This is a genomic window from Spiroplasma sp. Moj, from assembly GCF_016082285.1.
GTDB classification, from domain to species: Bacteria; Bacillota_I; Bacilli_A; order Mycoplasmatales; family Mycoplasmataceae; genus Spiroplasma; species Spiroplasma phoeniceum.
In genome coordinates, this window is record NZ_MQTY02000086.1 from 1 (window position 1) to 4,264 (window position 4,264).

The window sequence follows — 4,264 nt, forward strand, 5'->3', positions numbered from 1 at the left end:
GCTATTAGTATCTTTTTAAAAATATTTACAATTATTTTAATAGGTTATGCAAGAAGTCTATTAATCTTTTTGTGCAATTAAATTTAATCAGACAAACCCTTTTTGTAATATTTCATAGTCATGTTTTAGCATTAGTAAAATATTCTTTAACATGACTTTTTCATTTAAAGTAATTCTAATATTTAATAAACTATTATAATTATCTTTACTATGATTTATTGCACTAGTTGCTAATTGAAATGATCATGTTTGGTTGGTTACTTTAATATTTGGGATCATTTTTTGTTGTTGTCATATTTTCTAGAATAAGGTTTTTAAGAGTTAATGTTAAATCCTTATTAGTTTGGTCATATCAAAAAAAGTTATCAAAAATTAAGTTATTTTTTTGATATTTATTTTTTAGTGTAATTTCAAAATTTTGATCATTAAGAGAAAGAACAGTTATTGTTAAAAATAAATAACGATAATATTGAAGGTTATAAGGTTTCGGAATTAAATTTGGTTGAAGATTAACAACAACCGTAGTTGTTGCTTGATTAATAGAACCAAAGTTAAAATTATAACCGTGATATTGGCCAATGATAATATTGTCATTTACTTTAAAATCAGATAAGTGTGGCAGATTATTCGGTGTAATTGTTCATTGGGAACTAATATCACTAATTGTTAATGTTTTAAAAATGGTCTTAAAGATATCATTATAGATATTAATTAATAATGTTTTATTTAAATTAATTTTAAGTTGATTAATTAATCTTTTATGATGTTTTTTAACAAAAATTAATAAGATAAAATTTATTAAAGTTATTAGTAAAAAAACAATACCAAGAGGTAAGAAGACAGCTTTGCGCATAGTAAAATGTAGATTATATGCTGCAACAAAATTAAAAATTGTTAACAAAAAATTAAAAATTAAACTTAACAAGCATAATAGATTAATTCCTTGTCAAGCTACAATTTTATCATTCTTTTTAATAATAATTTTTTGGTAAATTTGACTAATTGTTAGTTTATTTTTTTCAATGTTTTTTTCGTTAATCATTTTGATCCTTTCATAAATAAGTTATTTTTCTTATCTTATATATGATATTATAAAATTAATTAGAAAAAAAGGGAGACCTTAAAATGAAAGATTATAATTTAATTATAGGAAGTCATGTTAGTATGAACAAGCAGCAAAATTATTTGCTTGGTGCTTTAAATGAAAGTTTAAATAATAATGCTAATGCAATGATGATTTATACGGGACCACCCCAAAATACTATTCGCGTTAGTACGGAGCAATTTTTTATTCCAGAATTTTATCAACAATTAAAAGAACATCAGTTTGATATCAATAATATTATTATTCATGCTCCTTATATTATTAATTTAGCAAACACAACTAATCCTAGTACTTTTGAAATAGCTGTTGAGTTTTTAAAAAAAGAAATTACTCGTGCTGATGAAATTGGAATTAAAACAATTGTTTTACATCCTGGAAGCGCAGTTGGTGCACCAAAACAAGTTGGATTATATCGCATTATTGAAGGATTAAATTTAGTTTTAACACCTAATCAAAAAGCAAAAATTGCTTTAGAAACAATGACTGGTAAAGGAAGCGAATTAGGAACAAATTTTACACAACTAAAATATATTATTGATAATGTTAAATTAAATGATAAATTAGGAATCTGTTGAGATACTTGTCATATGCATGATGCTGGTTATCACTTGACAGAAGCATTAGATGATATTATTATAGAATTTGAGCAATTAATTGGTTTAAGCCGGTTATTATGTTTACATATTAATGACAGTAAAAATCCTTTAAATGCCCATAAAGATCGGCACGAAAACATTGGTTATGGTTACTTGGGATTTGAAACCCTTTTAAAAATAATTTATCATCCTAAATTAGATGGGATGATTAAGATTTTAGAGACACCATATGTAGGAGAAAAGAATCATGCATTTGCTCCTTATAAGGATGAAATTGCAATGATTAAGGCAAAACATTTTACTGACCCATTTCAACAAAATGGTAAAATAAAAATAGATTTAGGAGAATAAAAATGTCCGCAAAGAAAATTATCGATAATTTGTATCTTGGTGATCGTCATAGTGTTCCACAAGATGCTGCGTTAGTAATTAGTTGTGCTGAAGAAATTTATCGCGAACAAATTCAAAAATATAATATTAAAAATGATAATCAAGAATATCTTTGAATTGATGACAAACATGTTTATTTTAATTTTAAGGATTATCCAACATTACAAGAATTAGATCGTAATATTGTAATTCAAGCATTAAAGATTATTGATAATAATATTAAAAATAAAAAAATTTATGTTCATTGTGTTTGAGGAATTAACCGTAGTGCATCAATTGTTTTTATGAATTTAGTAGCAAAAGGATACATTAATCATGATGACTTTGATAGTGCATTGGAGCAATTTGAACGAATTTATCCCTATATCAATCCAAATCCAGGCTGGTTTGATTTTTTGCTAAATGAGTTTCCATATAGTCACTTAATTTCGAATTAAAAAAACTAGGTAATTACCTAGTTTTTTAACGTTTATTTTTACAACACTCACATTTTTTATTAACACAATCTGTACAAGAAATACAAATTAAGCAAGAACGACAACCAACTTTTGGTTTACTACAAGTACGACACGAAAAACAATCATGATTTTTTGCGGGACAACACATATTCATATCATTCACCTCTATTTTCTTTCCAATTTTTATTTTATCATAAAAGGTTTTATTATTGTTGAATGTTTTTTTTGTTGTCATTGTTGATAATATTCATCAATTAATAGTTTTAATTCTGGAACAAGATCTTCTTGTTTACATGATTTATAAATTTTACCTTTTTTAAAAATAATTCCACCATTTTTACCACCAGCAATTCCTAAATCAGCTTGTTTAGCTTCTCCTAGACCATTAACAACACAACCTAAAATGGCAATTTTTAATGGAATTTTTAAATCTTTTGTATATTCTTCTAATTCTTTTACAACGGGGAAAAGGTCATATTCTAAACGACCACATGTTGGACAAGCAATTACATCAACAATGTTATCATAAAGTCCTAATGAATTTAACATTCGTTTAGCAACTTCCACCTCCGCTATTGGATCAGTTGATAAACTAATTCGGATCGTATCACCAATACCATTAAAAAGAAGCGGTGACAAACCACTACATGATTTAATTGTTCCGGTATTATGACTACCAGCTTCAGTAATCCCTAGATGAAGGGGATAATTTCATTCTTGACTAGCTAAGGTATAAGCTTCAATTGCCATTAATGGTTCGGTTGCTTTTAAAGATAAAATAATATCATAAAAACCAACATGTTCTAAAATTTCAATATGACGACGAGCACTTTCAATCATTGTTTTAGGAGTTCAACCATATTTATTGACAAGATCTAATGGCAAACTACCAGAATTAACCCCAATTCGGATTGGAATCTTTTTTTCAAGACATTTTTCGACAACTTTTTTTGTATTTTCAATACTCCCAATGTTTCCTGGGTTAATTCTAATTTTACTAATACCAGCATCAGCAGCAATTAAAGCAAATTCATAATTAAAATGGATGTCTGCAACTAATGGACAAGGAGAACGTTCAACAATTGTTTTTAAAACAGCAGCATCATCTTTTCCTAAAACAGCAATTCGAACAATTTCACAACCTTCTTGATATAGTTGCTTGATTTGCGTTAAAGTAGCTTCAACATCGTGTGTTTTTGTGTTAGTCATTGACTGAATAACAACTTTATTTTGTCCGCCAATTTGAACATTACCAACCATTACTTTTCGTGTATTATTTCGTTTATTCATTTTTTGCACGTCCTTATCTTTTTAATCTTTTTGGTATGTTATTGTAAATGGTGGGAGAAATTCTAAACACCAGTAGGGGATTAAAATTCCACTAATAAACAACCCAGTACTTTAATTTATTACAAAATTGTTACCTAAATCCTTTAAAATAATTTCAAAATAATCATACGACTAAATGCAAAGAAATACAAGACTAAAATTAGTTTTTCATGTGAAAACCATATACATTTTAGACCACTGATTTAGTCTTTAAATTAGAATGGAGATTAAAATGAAAAAGTATATGGTAACAAGCATTCCAACTGAAAATGAATTATATTCATTACAACGAAAAATAAAAAAATGATATTTACAACAAAAACTTACAAAAGAAATAAATTATATTTATCAAAATGTCATTAATTATTTTAATTTATGTCAGAAAT

General features: G+C 26.4%; 5 protein-coding genes. 2 read left to right on the forward strand and 3 right to left on the reverse strand.

Translation table 4 applies throughout. The features are described from left to right. Positions 1-60 precede the first annotated feature (60 nt). On the reverse strand, positions 61-279 hold the full coding sequence (locus BST80_RS04255) for a hypothetical protein (protein WP_415746109.1): 219 nt from the start codon (positions 277-279) through the stop codon (positions 61-63). Then, positions 263-1,042, reverse strand: coding sequence for a hypothetical protein (locus BST80_RS04260; RefSeq protein ID WP_415746110.1), 780 nt, complete (start codon positions 1,040-1,042; stop codon positions 263-265). The genes BST80_RS04255 and BST80_RS04260 overlap by 17 nt, the downstream gene beginning before the upstream one ends. Positions 1,043-1,125: 83 nt before the next feature. Here BST80_RS04260 and BST80_RS04265 point away from each other — a divergent pair, with 83 nt between their 5' ends. Both BST80_RS04265 and BST80_RS04270 read left to right on the forward strand, forming a co-directional pair. Then, positions 1,126-2,052: a deoxyribonuclease IV gene (locus tag BST80_RS04265; protein ID WP_415746111.1), complete on the forward strand. Its 927-nt coding sequence runs from the start codon at positions 1,126-1,128 to the stop codon at positions 2,050-2,052. A gap of 2 nt (positions 2,053-2,054) precedes the next feature. After that, the gene (locus tag BST80_RS04270; RefSeq protein ID WP_400249101.1) at positions 2,055-2,528 is read left to right on the forward strand and encodes a dual specificity protein phosphatase family protein; all 474 of its coding nucleotides are present in this window, start codon (positions 2,055-2,057) and stop codon (positions 2,526-2,528) included. A gap of 204 nt (positions 2,529-2,732) precedes the next feature. Here the strand turns inward: BST80_RS04270 and ispG are convergent, their stop codons facing one another. Beyond that, positions 2,733-3,839: a flavodoxin-dependent (E)-4-hydroxy-3-methylbut-2-enyl-diphosphate synthase gene (gene ispG, locus BST80_RS04275; protein WP_415746112.1), complete on the reverse strand. Its 1,107-nt coding sequence runs from the start codon at positions 3,837-3,839 to the stop codon at positions 2,733-2,735. Between the last annotated feature and the right edge of the window lie 425 nt (positions 3,840-4,264).